The sequence below is a fragment of the Pseudoalteromonas sp. P1-30 genome (genome assembly GCF_001400005.1).
GTDB classification, from domain to species: Bacteria; Pseudomonadota; Gammaproteobacteria; order Enterobacterales; family Alteromonadaceae; genus Pseudoalteromonas; species Pseudoalteromonas atlantica.
The window spans coordinates 80,278-95,605 of record NZ_LKBC01000008.1 but is presented as its reverse complement, the minus strand read 5'-3'; the positions used below and the strand labels follow the sequence as shown (position 1 = coordinate 95,605).

At 40.4% G+C, this 15,328-nt stretch carries 16 protein-coding genes and 1 tRNA gene; 4 read left to right on the top strand and 13 right to left on the bottom strand.

Going from position 1 to position 15,328, the window contains the following annotated elements:
* Positions 1 to 4: 4 nt before the first annotated feature.
* From AN395_RS13200 to AN395_RS13185, 4 genes are read right to left on the bottom strand one after another with little or no spacing between them, the layout of a single operon-like run.
* Entirely contained in the window at positions 5 to 499 is a 495-nt protein-coding gene (locus AN395_RS13200) for a gamma-glutamylcyclotransferase family protein (protein ID WP_054983276.1), read from the bottom strand.
* Positions 500 to 514: 15 nt separating this feature from the next.
* Positions 515 to 1,141, bottom strand: coding sequence for a LysE family translocator (locus AN395_RS13195; RefSeq protein ID WP_054983275.1), 627 nt, complete (start codon positions 1,139 to 1,141; stop codon positions 515 to 517).
* A gap of 11 nt (positions 1,142 to 1,152) precedes the next feature.
* Positions 1,153 to 1,926, bottom strand: a complete 774-nt coding sequence (locus AN395_RS13190; protein ID WP_054983274.1) for a hypothetical protein — start codon at positions 1,924 to 1,926, stop codon at positions 1,153 to 1,155.
* A 9-nt stretch (positions 1,927 to 1,935) separates the two neighbouring features.
* A complete protein-coding gene (locus AN395_RS13185; RefSeq protein ID WP_004588642.1) occupies positions 1,936 to 2,418 on the bottom strand; it encodes a CreA family protein in 483 nt (160 codons plus the stop codon).
* Positions 2,419 to 2,586: 168 nt separating this feature from the next.
* On the opposite strand from AN395_RS13185, the gene AN395_RS13180 reads away from it, so the two are divergent.
* Positions 2,587 to 2,916, top strand: coding sequence for a 5-carboxymethyl-2-hydroxymuconate Delta-isomerase (locus AN395_RS13180; protein WP_004588643.1), 330 nt, complete (start codon positions 2,587 to 2,589; stop codon positions 2,914 to 2,916).
* Positions 2,917 to 3,025: 109 nt separating this feature from the next.
* Here AN395_RS13180 and AN395_RS13175 read toward each other — a convergent pair whose 3' ends face one another.
* Together AN395_RS13175 and AN395_RS13170 are read right to left on the bottom strand one after the other, a co-directional pair.
* Positions 3,026 to 4,906 (bottom strand): methyl-accepting chemotaxis protein, encoded by a 1,881-nt coding sequence (locus AN395_RS13175; RefSeq protein ID WP_054983273.1) that lies wholly within the window; start codon positions 4,904 to 4,906, stop codon positions 3,026 to 3,028.
* 195 nt (positions 4,907 to 5,101) lie between these two features.
* Positions 5,102 to 6,055 (bottom strand): LysR family transcriptional regulator, encoded by a 954-nt coding sequence (locus AN395_RS13170; RefSeq protein WP_054983272.1) that lies wholly within the window; start codon positions 6,053 to 6,055, stop codon positions 5,102 to 5,104.
* Positions 6,056 to 6,199: 144 nt separating this feature from the next.
* On the opposite strand from AN395_RS13170, the gene AN395_RS13165 reads away from it, so the two are divergent.
* Complete coding sequence (locus tag AN395_RS13165; RefSeq protein ID WP_054983271.1) at positions 6,200 to 7,021, top strand: DUF4437 domain-containing protein; 822 nt, start codon at positions 6,200 to 6,202, stop codon at positions 7,019 to 7,021.
* Positions 7,022 to 7,307: 286 nt separating this feature from the next.
* Here the strand turns inward: AN395_RS13165 and AN395_RS13160 are convergent, their stop codons facing one another.
* The 4 genes from AN395_RS13160 to AN395_RS13150 form a co-directional block, all read right to left on the bottom strand.
* A complete protein-coding gene (locus AN395_RS13160) occupies positions 7,308 to 8,273 on the bottom strand; it encodes an SAP domain-containing protein (RefSeq protein WP_054983270.1) in 966 nt (321 codons plus the stop codon).
* A 265-nt stretch (positions 8,274 to 8,538) separates the two neighbouring features.
* Positions 8,539 to 8,615, bottom strand: a tRNA-Ile gene (locus AN395_RS13155).
* Between the two features lie 269 nt (positions 8,616 to 8,884).
* Entirely contained in the window at positions 8,885 to 9,043 is a 159-nt protein-coding gene (locus AN395_RS19395) for a YqaE/Pmp3 family membrane protein (RefSeq protein ID WP_004587604.1), read from the bottom strand.
* 65 nt (positions 9,044 to 9,108) lie between these two features.
* Positions 9,109 to 9,675, bottom strand: coding sequence for a BON domain-containing protein (locus tag AN395_RS13150; protein WP_024031433.1), 567 nt, complete (start codon positions 9,673 to 9,675; stop codon positions 9,109 to 9,111).
* A gap of 316 nt (positions 9,676 to 9,991) precedes the next feature.
* On the opposite strand from AN395_RS13150, the gene AN395_RS13145 reads away from it, so the two are divergent.
* Positions 9,992 to 10,648, top strand: coding sequence for a LiaF domain-containing protein (locus AN395_RS13145; RefSeq protein ID WP_054983269.1), 657 nt, complete (start codon positions 9,992 to 9,994; stop codon positions 10,646 to 10,648).
* Between the two features lie 70 nt (positions 10,649 to 10,718).
* On the opposite strand, the gene AN395_RS13140 is transcribed toward AN395_RS13145, so the two are convergent.
* Positions 10,719 to 11,135, bottom strand: a complete 417-nt coding sequence (locus AN395_RS13140; protein ID WP_054983268.1) for a VOC family protein — start codon at positions 11,133 to 11,135, stop codon at positions 10,719 to 10,721.
* A 448-nt stretch (positions 11,136 to 11,583) separates the two neighbouring features.
* On the opposite strand from AN395_RS13140, the gene suhB reads away from it, so the two are divergent.
* On the top strand, positions 11,584 to 12,387 hold the full coding sequence (gene suhB, locus AN395_RS13135) for an inositol-1-monophosphatase (RefSeq protein ID WP_024031435.1): 804 nt from the start codon (positions 11,584 to 11,586) through the stop codon (positions 12,385 to 12,387).
* Positions 12,388 to 12,441: 54 nt separating this feature from the next.
* On the opposite strand, the gene AN395_RS13130 is transcribed toward suhB, so the two are convergent.
* On the bottom strand, positions 12,442 to 13,251 hold the full coding sequence (locus AN395_RS13130; RefSeq protein ID WP_054983267.1) for an ABC transporter substrate-binding protein: 810 nt from the start codon (positions 13,249 to 13,251) through the stop codon (positions 12,442 to 12,444).
* Between the two features lie 16 nt (positions 13,252 to 13,267).
* A complete protein-coding gene (locus AN395_RS13125) occupies positions 13,268 to 15,058 on the bottom strand; it encodes a bifunctional diguanylate cyclase/phosphodiesterase (RefSeq protein WP_054983266.1) in 1,791 nt (596 codons plus the stop codon).
* Positions 15,059 to 15,328 lie beyond the last annotated feature (270 nt).

Genomic DNA, 15,328 nt, shown 5'->3' with positions numbered 1-15,328 from the left:
CTTATTATTTTTGGTGCACTGCAAATTCAATATCAGCACGCTCTTTATTTGTATCGGGCTTATGCGGCCGATTAAGTATTGCATCACTGTATTCTTTTGGTACGCCCGCCTCAAGCGCGCCGCGATGAACGTGCTGAATATACCAGTCGTATGGCAGTACATCGTTCTCGTGGGTGTTAGCAATATAGCAGTGGGCCTCTATTTGCTCACCATTTAACAAAGTGGGCTTAATAGCCACGCAATCGTAGCCTGGGCCCTCTATGGTGTCTAAAATTGCTTTTTCGGCTTCATCAAGTTCATACACCACGCCATATACCAAGGCGTTTTTGTCATCACTTTGTTGAATACTGCACTTGCCCGAGCCATCTTTAAATAGCATATTAAACGTAAGCTCGTAGCCTTTTAGTACAGCCGTGCCGACTCGCTTTGCTTTTGGTAAACGCGCAAGCAAGCGGTTAGAGGACATATTCGATCCAAACGAAAAAGTATAAATAGGCATGACTTCTCCCTAGGGTTAAATTACTACACGAATGGCTAAAGCAATTAAAATAACACCTATACCCCGGTCAAACCAATAGCCGCTTTTTTGAAAAAACGCCCGTACACTGGGTTTTGACAACACTAAAGAAAGCATAGAAAACCACACCCACGTTGCCAGAGCCATATAAACCCCATACACAATTTGCACGCTAGTTGGCGTAGTTACACTAATAACTAAGGTAAATAACGACATAAAAAAGAGAGTGGCTTTAGGATTAAGCGCGTTGGTTAAAAAGCCGCGCCTAAATGCATGCCATACGCTTTCCTGTGGGGTAGTTTTGTTTTCTATGTTGTCTGTTTTATTTACCGGTGGTTTGGCAGCCCTTAATGCTTGTACGCCTAAATAGGCTAAATACGCCCCCGCAACATACTTTAATGCCATAAATAAATTAGGCGATTGCGTTAAAATTAGGGCTACCCCTAATACGCAATATCCTACGTGTAATAAAATAGCAGCGCCCACGCCAGCGCTTGTCCATAGGGCGTTACGCCTGCCCTGCTGTATACTTTGTTTGAGCACCACGGCAAAGTCGGGGCCTGGGCTGGCTACTGCAAAAAAGTGGGCGATGGCAATCAGTAAAAATTCGTCTAAGTAGTTCACAAGTATCCGGTTTAAGTTGGTGCATAGGCAAGCAATAGCGGATTAGCAGAGTTATCAACTAATGCTTTGATCTCTTTTTGGGCTTTTTTAAATTGGCTGCGCAAATGTGGCTTTAAATGTTTTTTAGAGTCACGATCGTTTTTAAAATAACTAATCAGCGCGTGCATAAATACGGTATGGGTTTCGCTTAGTTTCGCTTCACGATTAGCATAAGGGTTATAGCACGAGCCACACCCGCCTTTAAATTGATACACAGTGTTGCTCATCATTACCCCAAACCCTAAAAAACAGGCCAGCGCATCTGCTGCTTGTGGCAAGTAGTCTTTACCGCCTGGCGGTAACACCCCAACATGATGAATTAATACAGTAGCAAGCGTGCCGGCAAAGCTGGCCACTAAATCTTGCGGCTGATTAATTTGATTAGGGTTAAATGAGATATTAATCGTATGGCTTGGCGGTACAATAAGCTGGCTTTGCTCTCCACGTAAGTGTTCATCAAATTCAAAATGCGGAAATACTTGCGGCTGTAACTGTTGTGGCGCAACTAATTGTATTGGCCACGCACTCATACCTGCGTAATCACGTACTCGTACAAATACATTAGTGGCCATTTCCTCAATACTCGATACCGAATCAGGAAAATGCGCCACCGTTGGCAATATTATTTGCGTGTGCTTGGTAAAAAATGCGGCATCAAAGTGCTCTACCGCCCAAATAAAGGTATCAATTAGCCACTGCTGCTCGGCTTGTTCAAGCAGCGGCTTTGATTTAAATAACGCTAACATAGTGTGCTCTTATTTTTGTTCAAGTGCCCAGTTCCAAGCTTGTGTATTGTATAAAGGCACAGTTGAAAGTGCGTGGTGGTGGCTGCCGCTCGACTCCTTAGTCGAGTACGATAAGTACAGTAATGTGCGGTTTTGTGCATCGTAAATACGGCGTACTTTTAGCGATTTAAATAAAATACTTTTTGATGACTTAAACACCACTTCGCCCGACTTACTGCGATCTATTGCTTGTAACATATCGGCTGTAATTGGCCCAGTTTGGCGACACGCAATAGACATATCAGAGGGATCTGAAAAATCTAAGTCGGCCTCAATATGGCTAATATGGCACGTAACCCCTTTTACTAACGGGTCTTGCTGGGAATTTACCACTACATCTTTAGTAGTAAACAGCCCTAAGCTCACCGATGCAACATCATCTGAGCAGGCACTTAAGGTAACCACTGCACTTAATAGCACAGCTAAACGTTTAAAGCGGTGTGGTAATTTCATATTAATCCTTAATTTTGCTTTATAAGCGAAGGTTCACGTGACTGTTTTTATACTACCATCAAAAATTAATACAACTAAATTTAGGCCATTGAGGGGTTAGCGCACAGTTCAGGCTTTGGTACAATTATACGTACGCCCACGTAGTAACTCATAATAGGAAACGCGTAAATGCCGCACATTATTATTGAACACTCTGAAGATCTTCCTGTATTACCGCAAGTACTTGTTGAAAAAGTGCACAACGCGACTTTTCAAAGTGGTTTGTTTGACTTAGAAACCATTAAAACCCGCGCCATTGCTTATCAGCAATACCAACTAGGTGAAGGAAAAGAAGGGTTTATTCATATTGCGGCGCATATCATGGCCGGGCGCTCTATTGAACAAAAGCAAATGTTAAGCGAGAGCTTGCTTGAGTGCTTAAAAACTTATTGCCGAGATTCTGACAGCTTAAGCGTTAATATTTACGACATTCAACACGAAATTTACCGTAAAAATTAACCCTTTTAAAAACGCGTTTTTTTAACCTAAGCTTTGGATAATAAACCTCTTAACCAAAGCTTAGATTAACTAAGTTACAACGCGTTTTTTAGCTTAATGTTGTCACTTTTTAGAGTGTAAACTTACCCAGTAAGTCTTTTAATATATTCGACTCTTCATTTAGCCCATTGCATAGCTGCTCTGAGGTTTTCATATTTTGTTTTGTTTGCTCAGCAGAATCAGAAATCATCACCACATTTTGACTAATTTCTGAGGTAGCCAACGTTTGCTCGCGGGTGGCTGTAGCCACTGAGCTATTTAGCTCACTTAGCGTAACAATTTCTTGAGATATACCCGTTAAGGTACTCCCTGTTACTTTTAAACGTTCGGCGTTTTCTAGGGTATTTTTACTGCCAAGCTCTATAGCCGACACCGTACTTGAAGCCTTAGAATTTAACGTGTCTATCATTTCGTTAATTTGCTCGGTCGACTCTGCAGTACGCATAGCAAGGGTTCTTACTTCATCGGCTACAACGGCAAAACCACGACCGTGTTCGCCTGCCCGCGCAGCTTCTATGGCAGCATTGAGTGCCAGTAAGTTAGTTTGCTCCGATATTGCTTTAATAACATCAAGCACCTGCGTAATTGACTTTATCTCACCTGAAAGCTCAGTTACCGAGGCAACCGAGGTAGCCATGGCGTTTTCTAGCTGCTCCATTTGCTTTATCGTGCTATTTACAAACTCTACTCCTTTATGAGTCGCTTCTTCTGTTGAAGTCGCAATGTCAGAGGCGTTACTGGCACTGTTTGAAATGTCTTGTACGGTTACTTCCATTTCGTTAACGGCTGCCGCCACCGTTTGCGTGCTAGATGATTGTACCTCGGCCAAGTTAGCCGCGCCCTGTACTTGTACTAACACATTTTCTGAAATGCTTTTAACATGGTTTGCTGAGTCCGACACTTGCTTAAACATGCCATGTAACTGCTCTAAAAATAAATTAAAGTTAGCGGCAAGTTCTGATATTTCGTTGTTATCGTTAGTAGGCAGCCTTACGGTTAAATCGCCATCTTTTTTAGTTAACGCGCTCACTGCAGCAGTTATGTTTTCAATAGGTTTAAATATTTGCGACACTAAAACTCTGGCCAGAGCAAAACCAATAATGGCAATGATTACACCAAATAATAAATTGCTATTAATGGCACTATTTATTGGCCCGTATAACTGCTGCTCGGGCACTTCTGCCACTAAATGCCAACCTAATGACTCAATAGGCGTACTCGACACAACATAATCTTCACCTGCCATTGTTTTACTAATAATGGCGCCATTTTTAATATCGTTAATATTAATTTTTTGACCCATTTTACTTCTGTCACTGTGAAGCATTACCTCACCTTCATCAGAGACCAAATACACCACACCGGCTTCGCCAATACGGTATTCGTTAATTAAGTTGATCATAGAATCGAGCGAGCGCCCCACGCCGGTAATGGCGGTACGCTCACCGTTAATTTGCAGTGCATAGTTAATAAAAACCACCATGCTATTTGTGGTTTTATCTATATCCAGTGCTATTTCAAAGGGTCTGTTAGAAGATAAAAACTGATCAAACCATACATCTTCGCTTCTATCTATCTGTCTAGATATGCCAATATCGGTGTAATAGTTGTTGGTATTTTTGGAAATTATATAAGCAATAACTGCGTTGTTATCTTTTTTAATACTGGCTAAATAATTAATATAATCGGTTCTTGCTTGCTCACTCTCACCGTTACTTAGCCACTGTTTAACAAAGCTGTTTTGCGCAATTTCTTTGGCAACAATTATAGGAGTGGCAAGTTCGAGTTCAATTTTGCTTTTTACTTCACTCAGTGCGGTGGGTAAATCAACCTTTGCGAGCTTTTCATCGGTATGATTTTGAATACTATTTGAAAATAAAAATGTAGAAACCGCTAACGGCACAACAATAGCCAAAATAAGACTAATATAAACTTTTTGTTTAAGTAACATACGATACCTGTAAATGGATAAAGGACTTAACTAACACTTGCTTAGAATAAATATAGGATCGGCTGAGCAATAAGCCCAATAATTAGAAAAATAGAACATAAAAGAAGAGCGTGTATTTTAATTTAATCAACCACAGGAAAGCGAATTAAATTTTAAAGGCGCAAGGCTAGCAGCACTAACCTCGCGTAAGGTGCACTAGAGTGAATCGGGCCACTCTTGCTCGTTAATTACCCCTTGCGCAATCAGGTTTTTTCTTAATTGGCTAATAGTGTGTTTTAACTCATCACGAATAAGCCTAATGGCAGGCGTTATAAGCTGGCGGCTAGGTAGTACTAACCACATTTCAGTGAGGGGGATTTTGTAATCGGGCATTAATCTTTTTAATCTGCCCGCTAATAAATCTTCAGCTACATCAATGGCCGATTTTTTGGCTATCCCGGTGCCATCAACACACCAACGCCTTACTATATCGCCATCGTTAACGGCGCGGTCGCTGCTCATTTTAACCTTGTATTTTTGATTATCGTTATACAGCTCCCACCCATCATGCACTACCTCGTAGAGCTTATATAAAAGGGCATTATGATTCAGTAGGTCATCTGGCGTTAACGGCTCACCGTGCTTTTTAATGTACTCAGGCGAGGCGCATAGCACGTGTGCAATGTTACAAATTTTAAAGCCGTATAAATTTAGCTCCTGTGCGGCCTCTTTAGTTAAGGCGCGCAGCGCAACATCAATTCCATCACGGTAAAAATCAGCGCGGCTGTCGCTTGCTTGTAAGCGCAGCGTCACTTCACTGTGTTTATCCATAATATTATTTAGCAATACCCGCATAAGGTTGCGCCCCATTTCCGATGACACTGCTATTCGCACTTCACCACTAATAGATTGCTGCTCCTCATGAATAAGCACTTGCCCTTGTTGCAATAAATCGAGAGCCTGCTGACACAGGGGTAAATAGCGTTCCCCTTCGGGCGTGAGGCGAATTTGCCTTGTTGTGCGTACAAATATTTGTGCCCCAAGCGCCTGCTCTATTCGCTTTAACGAGACACTTGCAGCCGATGAGCTCATATCTAATTGATTTGCAGCAGCTGTAATTGATTGCAGCTCAGCCACTTTGAGTAATACTTGTAAATCAGCTATTTTCATCAAACCCTCTTATTGCATAAACCAGCATGCGTAACTATAGCGTTATTATCCACGTTTTTGCGAAAGTGTATTTAACTTATGCCCATTTATTGACTGAATTTTAAGCCGTACTATAGCGCTATACCAACTTAACGGAGCTTTTAAATGAAATTTTTACTAAACGCATCAACTCTTGCACTGGTTGCAACACTTATATCAACGCCAGCCTCTGCAGAGCAAAGCACATCAAAAGTTGTTGCTGCAAGCAATGTTGACTGGGGTTACTTAAACCCGCTACGTGGTGATAAAAGCCCTGGCGCTGCAGATTTATGGGGAAACCGCACAACCGACACTGCAACAGGCATGTTAGTACGCTTTAAAAAAGGCTTTGAATCTCCGCCGCACATTCACAACATTACCTACCGCGGTATCGTTATTGAAGGGCAAATGCATAATGACGACCCAACAGCTGAAAAGATGTGGATGCCAGCGGGTTCGTTTTGGACACAACCTGCAGGTGAAAACCACACCACTGCAGCCAATGCTGAAACAAACTTAATTTACTTAGAAATCGACTCAGGGCCGTACTTAGTTAAACCGACTAATGCTCAGTTTGATAATGGTGAGCGCCCGTTAAACCTACATGCAGACAACATAGTATGGTTAAACAGCAGCGATTTAAACGACATTAACGCCCAAGGCGTGCAAACCGCCTACCTTTGGGGAAGTACAGCCGATATGAACGGCTCAATGATTAAACTTCCTGCCGGCTTTAAAGGTGAAATAAAAACAGATGCAAGCGAATTTCGTGCTGTTGTTATAGCCGGCGCCGTTGAGTACAACTCAAGCGAGCAAGATAAAGCGCAAAACCTAAGCGCAGGCAGCTATGTAGAATCAACCGGTAACTTTACCCACACGATTGAGAACACTAGCAACAAAACAGCCACTATTTACATTCGTACTAACAGTAAGTACCAAGTAAATTAGTTGGTTAAAGCCTCTAGCAAGCCATTGCTAGAGGCTACTTATTCACCTATTTAAATCTTTATATGCAAATCCAGCCATCGCCTTTCGATATTAAAATACAAGCATAAAAGAAACACTGAGTGTTAAAAATACGAAAAAGAGGTAATCGAAAAGTCTCGTGCCTACACTCCAGCCAAGCTCACGCAATCAGTGAACATCAAACTAGAAAAATAATTTACCTACACAAATAGCCCACGCAGCAGGGTTAAATAGAAGCTACTACACATTAATTCAGCTTCGAGATCTTTCATATTGTAGTGACTTTGTTTATATCAAGAGCCTCCGATAGCGATATGGTACAACCACCTTTGCACCGACAGTCTGCTAACGGAATTTCCGGCACTTCGCTGAGACTATAATCCCCAACTCTATGTTTTTTGCAAGCAGAGCAAAAATCTCCTTCGAATCGTAGAATTTTCATTATATACGGCATACCAAGCTCTTCAGATTTTGATTTAGCATCAAATATACGAAACTTGTTTTGTGCAAAGAATAACATCATGCGACATACGTCATCAGGGCCCAAGTGAGTACCATTGCTAGCTAATTTCTTTCTTAGTTCACCATCCAGCTTCAGTCCCCAAAGAAACATACAAATTGCTCCTTGACGCACTAGAGGCTTTAAATCAGGCTGTATCTCAGAAAGGATGAGTGGCCAATCATCAAGAATACTATTAATTATAAAAATTTCTCTTGGACCACCAAAGTTAGACCAATCAACTCCTAAGCCTGATGGAAATGGTAAACTCAGTTGATATTTTCTGACTGGCTCAAAAGCACATTCAAAGTTTCTATTTAGAGCTTCATTTACTGATAGCTCAACTGCAGTACTCATCTCATTTTTGATGATTTTTCCTTTAGCTTCAATTTGTTTCGCCCCCTCACAGGAACAAACAAAGAAATCATGCTCTAATGAATTGCCATTAAAATAATTTGGTTCTACTTCCAAAATTCTACAAACTAAAACAGGTTTTGTACCAGAAGTTGGTAGGTTGAGGTTTTGAGAAATCTTTTTTAACTCTGGAGCAGAGTGAGCCGCTGTGACAACTTCCTGTGTACTAGCTGACTTTAGAACCCCCTCTTTTTCAAATTTATTTAAAGCAAGCTTTGCATCACAGCCTAAGTAACTAGTCCAATCTCTCATGCTCAACACCTTCAAAGAGCTTTTGGGCTTTAAAAAGCTCTTTAGAAAATAGTATTCATTAGTGTCCATAATTCGCTTCCTATTGCTCAGAACGATGAATATTATAGCATTTACTTAATGTGGGAACGGTTTACCTGAATGTTGAATATTATCAAGCAAAACAATATCCGATCATATAGCAACAAGCTTTTCTGATTAGAAGTGGAACTCAGTTAAAAGTGAGGGATTAATCAGTTCAAAAATATAGAGGTGTTTTCCGCGAAACTAAAAGTAGCACAGAGGTAGCACAGGGTAATTTCTGTTAGTAGGTGTTTACTTGGAAAGCTTTTAAAAGTGGTGGCCCCTCCCAGACTCGAACTGGGGACCTAACGATTATGAGTCGTGTGCTCTAACCAACTGAGCTAAGGGGCCAACTTTGTATAACTACGAGGTAGTTAATTTTTGAAGCGTTTAGCCACTGAGCGACTAAAGCGGGTTGCAGTATAAAAAGTTTTTTAAGGCTTGTCACTAGCAAAAACCTTTATTTTAACAATCAGTAAGCTGACTGCTTAAATAGTAATCTTTTTGCATGCGAATAGGCAGGAAATAACAGAAAAATAAACGCAGAAGTATGTAAGCCGCTTTTTTACAATTTTAATAATTATAAAAAAGTGGCCGGCTCACATTGAACACACCACACATTATTTTTTAGCAATAATGTAGATAGCGTGAATTAAACCAGGGAAGTAACCTAGTAAAGTTAGTAAAATATTTAGCCAAAAATGCATACCTAAACCAACTTGTAAAAATACACCCAGTGGCGGTAATAAAATCGACAGTATTATACGAATGATATCCATGATGTAGCTCCTTTAAAAATGACAAGCAAAAAGCCCAGCTAAGCTGGGCTTTTTAGTATAGTGTATTATTCAGCAACAATAGTTAGTTCATCTACTACGTCACGAACATCTTCAGCATTTTTAGCAATTTTTACTGCTAACTGCTTTTCAGCTTCTGTTTCAACAGAACCTTTAAGTTTTACTATACCGTTGTCGGTATCAACGTCGATATCTGTACCGTCAACTTCGGAGTCAAATAAGAAACGTGTAGTAATTACTGTGGTGATTTTAGCGTCAGTTAAGTCGTTATCGTCATCATCCATAGTGTCACGATCTCTGTCGTCCATATCCATGTTTTTCACAACAGTTAGGTTGTTTTCTACATCAGATACGCCATCTAGGCTAATTACAAGTTCTTCAGCTAGCTCTTTATCAAGGTCGCTGTTTACTTTACCTGTAAGTACTACCTTGCCATTTTTTACATCAGTGTTAATGTCAAAGTTGTTTAGATTAGTGTTCATAAGAAGCACTGTTTCTGCCTTACCATCAATCCAAGCATCTTTACTCTCATTTTCCCACGTGCCCGCTTGAGCACCCATAGCTGTAGTACCTAGAACTAAAGCCGCAATCATAGATTTGTTGAATGTTTTCATAATCTTTCTCCTTTTGATTAAAGACACTTTTATATATGCGAGCTTTAGGCCAACTTTATTAACACTTTAAATTCATGGAGTTAGCTGTTTTATTAGGTATAAATAAAAATACCTCCGAGTAAACATTTACAGGCTATTAGGTAAAACTTTCTTAAGTGGTGAAAATAACGATTATATTGCTGTTTTGGTTAATCTATCGTTAATATAATAAATTAAGCGGATTTATTAAATAATAAGCCATTGATATATAAATAGTTAAGTTTTGGTACACCACTTGCTATGTACAGTGGTAACTCATATAAAAAGGATTATTCCCATGTCTGTAAAAATTGAAGACCGCCCAATAGAGCAAGTTCGCGAACAAGTGATAGACCAACTTATTTATAACTACAGCCATGGCGTTATTTCAGCTGAAGCCTTCGAAAGGCGCTTAGACAGTGCAATGGAAGCAACCGATAATGCCGCGTTACTTAATTTAGTTGAGGATTTAACCCTTACTACAGATACCCAGTACAGTGCTCAAAAGCAAACGCAATTTGCCCCTAACTACAGCGCCCAACAAGCGGATGAAGAAAACTTAACACTGCGAAGCATTTTAGGCTCAAGCGAGCGTAGCGGCCAATGGGTGGTAACTAAAGATATTTACATTCAAAACTATATGGGGTCGATTGTTTTAGATTTTACTGATGCTATTTTTGCCCACCAACATGTTACCGTGCATGTAAATTGTATTTTTGGCAGCGAAGAAATTTACGTACCAGAGCATGTTAATGTAGTTTCTAAAATGTTTTGTATATTAGGCAGTTTTGAAAACAAAACGGTGTCGCTTAATAAGCGCCAAGGCCCCACAATTAACCTAGAAGGTAAAACAGTTTTAGGTTCGGTGGAGGTAAAAGTTAAACGCACCATTAAAGAAAAGTTTGTGAGTTTTGCTAATGATTTAAAGGCCCAGCTTGGGGTGAGTAATAAATAATACGGGTAAAAACACAATGGGTAGAAAAGCCATATTATGCGCTTTTCTACACCGTTAGTTACTGCCTATTTTATAAGTCGTTATTACGCTCGCTTGGAATGTCACTCATATACTGCACAAACTCAACCTCGAACCCGGCTGGGTCTAAGTAATATACGTTTTTTCTAAATGGGTTTTCTGCACCCTCTTTATCAATGCTAAATCCGGCGTGTTTTAAGCGCTGTAAAACAGCGTCTAGGTTGTTTGTAACGTAGGCAAAGTGAGCCAGTCCGACTTGGTGCCCTGCCAAATCTCTGTTTTTATGCTCGCCATTATCGCTTATAGCAATGTAATGGTTATCGTCGCCAAAATGTACCCAGCGCTTAGGTTTACCATACCAAGTGTTATGCCCTTCACTTCTAATAGACCAATAAGGAAAGGCTGCTTGGTAAAATTTAAGCATGGCATTTATATCGTTTACTACTAAATGTACGTGTTCTAATTTCATTATTATTTACCCTAGTTGATTGCTTAAACACAAGATAAAACCTCAAGCTAACTTTAGGTAAAGCACTTTTTTTACTTTTTATTATTGGCGAGTACTACCCTTGTAAGATTAATTTTTACAACAGTATGTTTGCTAGCAGGACGCGGAAGCTTTGCCTACAAGGATGTAGGTAAGGAGCGTGAGCAGGACGCGCAAGCTTTGCTTCATGGAAGTTATTGAGCCCCCAAGGCTTCGCACTTCGCGCTGTGATTAAGTTGCCCTTCGGTTGAACAAATTTCAATCCATACACGCCAACATGTCTTAGATACGAATAAATTTACATGCATTTCAAGGCCGTACAAAAAACGCACAAAAGTATTTAGGGTTTATTGTTTACTTTATGGCAAAAGTCGCTAAAATACGCCGGCTTAAATATATAAACGTTCTTTTACAACCCAAAGGTAATACCATGCATCCAATGTTAAACATTGCGGTTCGCGCTGCGCGCAACGCAGGCAAAATTTTACTTCGCGCAAGTGAAGATTTATCAAAAGTTGAAATTCAACAAAAAGGCACTAACGACTTAGTGACTAACATTGATAAAGAAGCCGAAGCCGTAATTCGTGATACAATTTTAAAATCTTACCCTGATCACTGCATTGTTGGTGAAGAACTAGGTGAGCACAAAGGCAAAGATGCAGATTACCAATGGATTGTTGACCCGCTTGATGGCACAACTAACTTCATCAAGGGTATCCCTCATTTCGCGGTTTCTATCGCACTTAAAGTAAAAGGTCGTTTAGACCAAGCTGTAATTTACGATCCAGTTCGTGGCGAGCTTTTCACTGCATCTCGTGGTCAAGGCGCACAGCTAAACAGCAAGCGTTTACGCGTTACTAAAACCGTAGAATTAGCTGGTTCAATTTTAGCAACAGGCTTCCCTTTCAAACAAAAACACCACTTAGATGCATACACAGACGCGTTTAAAGCATTGTTTACACAAACTGCTGATATTCGTCGTGCAGGTTCTGCAGCGCTAGATATGGCATATGTAGCGGCGGGCCGTGTTGATGGCTTTTTTGAAATTGGTTTAAAACCGTGGGACACAGCAGCAGGCGAGTTACTTGTAAAAGAAGCTGGCGGCATGGTTGTTGATTTTGCAGGTGGCGTTAACTACAACAATAGCGGTAACATTATTTGTGGTGCACCTAAGCTTACTCAAGCAATTATCCGTGAAATTCGCCCAGTATTACCTGAAGCGTTACTTCGCTAATAAAGTGCATGTAACCCTATTATAAAAAGGAGCCTATGGCTCCTTTTTTTGTTTTTAAAAGTAAGGGTTATCGAGCTTTAGCTCCGTGGTATAACCCTTTGTAAAAGGGAGTGAGTTTATGTCTTTTGCAAAATACTCATCAAATAACGCATCAAACTCTCCGCTTTTTTGCATGTTTTGCAACCCAAGCTCTATGGCTTGCGCTAAAGCTGGCTTACTACTTACAACAAAATAATAAATACCGGTGGGATAACTAATAAATAAATTAGGCACAATAACTAAGTTACTCTGCGCATTGGCAACAAGCTCAGAATTAACTTCTATAAATGAGCGAGGAAAGTAATCGATTCTGCCCCGGCTAGTGAGCGTGAACATAGCTTGATAGTTACTCAGCGGCCTTACATGTAAGCCGTTATAGGCCATTATTTTTGTATCTGGCCAATCATGCCCTTGCACTGCCGAGAGCTCACTTAATTGCGCTAAAGTGGTAATGCCTTTAAATTTTTCGACATTTTTTTTACTGGTTAATAAAACGCGCTTGCCTATAAAGCCTTTAAACAGCGGGACTTTAACGGCTATTGCCCGTGCCTCTCGTTCTGGGCTGCTCATGCTCCAATAAACATCTAGCTCTGTTTTATCTAGCTCAATCAGGTCACGCTGTTGCTGTAAGCTCACTGGCTGCATTTTTATGTCTACAGGGTAATTAGCCCGCTCTAGGGCTCGTGTTAATAGCTCACTTAGGTATTCTTCACGGGCATTTTGCACACTTTGCTTTTGAGCAACATTAACAATTTCTACCCCTTGCACAAAAAAACTAACCGCAAATAAAGCAAACCCACCAACAACTACTTTTAATGGCAACATAATAATTACCTATTTTTTATACCACCTGTTTATTCTCTGGTGCTAAGCGCACTACGGCAGGCGCAGGCTTTCTGCGCTTACAAATAAACAAATAACTATGGCGATATCGCTTAGCCTCTTTTTTAGCATCTGTTGCAAGTGCTGCAACTTGATGGCTGTTTTTACATTCTTGTAAGTCGGGCTCCACAAGGCCAATTGATAACGTAAGTAAAGGTACAAATTGCTTTTCTCCCTCACGATTTGTAGCCCAGTAGCCTTTGCTCTTAATGTGCTCAGGCGTAAAAAAAGTGCGTGATTGCAGTTCAAACTGCTCAATTATGGTATTACAAATATACACAGCATCTGATTGGTCAAACACAACCATAAAGTCATCACCACCTATATGTCCTACAAAGTTAGCACTGTTTTCGCATGCTTGCACGGTTACATCTGCCAATAATTTAATCACACTATCGCCACTGGCATAGCCGTATAAATCATTGAACTGCTTAAAGTGATTAAGATCTATATAGGCAAGCGAAAACGCACTTTGTGAGCGTAACCTTTGCTCTATTGCCTCATTAATCGCTACATTACCAGGGAGCATGGTGAGTGGGTTAGCATGCTGGGCGTGACGAATTTTTTCTTCTGTTATGTGCTTTAAAATATCACGCAATGGGGCAAGCCCTAGGTAACGTTTATTTCGGGTGATCACAATATGGCGGCGAATATCAAAGTCTTGCTCTGTAATTTGCTGACTCACGGTATCAAGAAGTTGGTTTTCATCCACCACTAAAGGTTGTTTATCCATAAAGTCAGTTACGGGGCACTTGTCGTAAAGTGCATGGCCATAGGGCGCTGCAAACACCTCAGTGAGCTGATCTTTATGCAGTAACCCAACCGGTTGGCCGGCTTTATTTAAAACCGCTAGGCTCATCACGGCTTTGTCTTTTTCGAATAGCTTGTGGGCGTCTTTGCAACGGGTTTCGCTGTCTATTGCTTCTTGTGTAACAGCAAGCCAGCCAATCGCCATTGATTGATCAAACGTATTGCTTGGCTGTTTAAAGTTTAATGCTTGTAATTGCTCTGAGCTGTAATCAAGGCTTGGATTTGAGTTTGGTTTTTCCAGTAAAAAACCTTGTACGTTTGCTATTCCTAAGCTTTCAACATAGGCAAGCTCTTCTACTCTTTCTATGCCTTCGGCTATTACGGCGGTGTTTGTTGCTTTTGCTAGTACCGTAATCGATTTTAAAAACTCTTTTTTAACTTCGCTTTCATCGCAATGATCAATAAAGTAACGGTCGATTTTTACAAAATCGGGGCATAGTTCAGACCACTGTTTTAAACCCGAGTAGCCAGCACCTAAGTCGTCAATGGCAATGGTAAAACCCAGCTCGCGGTAGTGTGCAATTGTTTTTAATAATAAAAAACCATCGTCGACCTTTTCTTGCTCTGTTACCTCAATTACCACGCGGTTTGCTGCTAAACCAAACTGCTCTATTAAGTGCAGGGTTTCACCTTTTGGGTGGCAAGGGTCGAGCAAGGTTTTAGGGCTTACATTTAAAAATAACTTACCGTTTAGATTAAGCTTTACAAAGTTTTCAATTGCTTTTGAGCGGCATAATAGCTCAAGCTCTGAAATTAAAGCGTGCTCACTGGCCGCTTCAAACAGTCGGTTAGGCATTTCCAAAGGGCTGTTTTTAGGCCCTCGACTTAGCGCTTCGTAACCTATAATTGTTTGATTAGCTATATCAAAAATAGGCTGAAATAACGTGGTTATTTCACCGTTACTTAAAATGTACTCTAGTACTTTGCGCTGCATCGTCACTGCAAAACCTGATTGTCGTTTAATAGGGGCATTAAAGTAGCAAGCCTGTATGACAATTTTATGGCATTAGATGCTATTGACCTTTCAGGATTAAATTTGCTCAATTTAGGGCCGATACAATCTCAGCGCTAAGTTTATAGCCTAATATACTGTTAACTATTCATACGTTATTGTAATGACTTAATTATATAACCGGCTCAAGGCTTTAAGTTCAGCCTAAAAGGCTGTGTACGTTTAGTCTTAAAGGCAACCAAGCTCTATAAAGCCGCG

Coding starts and splice junctions, on each gene's coding strand:
- AN395_RS13200 (WP_054983276.1), bottom strand. CDS start 499: ATGCCTATTTATACTTTTTCGTTTGGATCGAATATGTCCTCTAACCGC.
- AN395_RS13190 (WP_054983274.1), bottom strand. CDS start 1,926: ATGTTAGCGTTATTTAAATCAAAGCCGCTGCTTGAACAAGCCGAGCAG.
- AN395_RS13185 (WP_004588642.1), bottom strand. CDS start 2,418: ATGAAATTACCACACCGCTTTAAACGTTTAGCTGTGCTATTAAGTGCA.
- AN395_RS13180 (WP_004588643.1), top strand. CDS start 2,587: ATGCCGCACATTATTATTGAACACTCTGAAGATCTTCCTGTATTACCG.
- AN395_RS13175 (WP_054983273.1), bottom strand. CDS start 4,906: ATGTTACTTAAACAAAAAGTTTATATTAGTCTTATTTTGGCTATTGTT.
- AN395_RS13170 (WP_054983272.1), bottom strand. CDS start 6,055: ATGAAAATAGCTGATTTACAAGTATTACTCAAAGTGGCTGAGCTGCAA.
- AN395_RS13165 (WP_054983271.1), top strand. CDS start 6,200: ATGAAATTTTTACTAAACGCATCAACTCTTGCACTGGTTGCAACACTT.
- AN395_RS13160 (WP_054983270.1), bottom strand. CDS start 8,273: ATGGACACTAATGAATACTATTTTCTAAAGAGCTTTTTAAAGCCCAAA.
- AN395_RS19395 (WP_004587604.1), bottom strand. CDS start 9,043: ATGGATATCATTCGTATAATACTGTCGATTTTATTACCGCCACTGGGT.
- AN395_RS13150 (WP_024031433.1), bottom strand. CDS start 9,675: ATGAAAACATTCAACAAATCTATGATTGCGGCTTTAGTTCTAGGTACT.
- AN395_RS13145 (WP_054983269.1), top strand. CDS start 9,992: ATGTCTGTAAAAATTGAAGACCGCCCAATAGAGCAAGTTCGCGAACAA.
- AN395_RS13140 (WP_054983268.1), bottom strand. CDS start 11,135: ATGAAATTAGAACACGTACATTTAGTAGTAAACGATATAAATGCCATG.
- suhB (WP_024031435.1), top strand. CDS start 11,584: ATGCATCCAATGTTAAACATTGCGGTTCGCGCTGCGCGCAACGCAGGC.
- AN395_RS13130 (WP_054983267.1), bottom strand. CDS start 13,251: ATGTTGCCATTAAAAGTAGTTGTTGGTGGGTTTGCTTTATTTGCGGTT.